General features: G+C 67.8%; 1 protein-coding gene. It reads left to right on the top strand.

The window, feature by feature from the left end; translation table 11 throughout:
* On the top strand, nucleotides 1-810 hold an 810-nt coding region (locus FLM69_RS11265), incomplete at both ends, for an IS481 family transposase (RefSeq protein ID WP_141844307.1).

The following is an 810-nucleotide window of genomic DNA, read 5'->3' as shown; positions in this document are numbered from 1 at the left end:
GTTCACCTGCCCAGCTCGACCCCGAGGTGGTGGCCCAGATCCAGACCCTGCGTCGCAGGGAGAAGTGGTCAGCCCGCCGCATCCATCACCACCTCGTCTCTGAAGGCCACCAGCTGTGCCTGCGCACGGTGGGCAGGTGGCTGCACCGGCTGGGCATCTCCCGGTTGCCAGACCTCGCGCCCACGGGTGAGGACCTGCGCCAACGACCCCAGAAGATCACCGCGAGAGGGCCGGGGCACATGGTGCACCTGGACGTGAAGAAGATCGGGCGCATCCCTGACGGGGGCGGCTGGCGCACCCACGGACGTGAAAGTGAAGCAGGCCGTGCTTCCAAGCGCGGGCCTGGCCGGCGGGTCGGCTACACCTACCTGCACTCGGCGATCGACGGGTACACCCGCCTGGCCTACACCGAGGCGTTGGAGGACGAGCGGGCGGCCACGACCGTGAGCTTCTACTGCCGGGCGCGGGCGTTCTTCGCCGCCCACGGCATCACCGTGGACCGGGTGGTCACGGACAACGGGAACAACTACCGGGCCGCGGAGTTCACCCGGAAGGTGGTCTCGCTCGGGGGCCGGCACCACCGGATCCGCCCATACACCCCGCGCCATAACGGGAAGGTGGAGAGGTACAACCGGCTGATGGTCGATGAGGTCCTCTACGCCCGCCCGTATACCTCAGAGACAGCTCGGCGTGAGGCCCTGGCGGTGTGGGTGAACCACTACAACTACCATCGGCCTCATACCTCCTGCGGAGACGCTCCTCCGGCCTCGTTGGCCCCGGCCCGAGTCAACAACGTCATGACCTCTTACA

Source organism: Micrococcus sp. R8502A1 (assembly GCF_006704135.1).
In the GTDB taxonomy this organism is placed as follows: Bacteria; Actinomycetota; Actinomycetes; order Actinomycetales; family Micrococcaceae; genus Micrococcus; species Micrococcus luteus.
The sequence above is the reverse complement of the archived record's forward strand: the minus strand, read 5'-3'. Positions and strand labels throughout refer to the sequence as shown.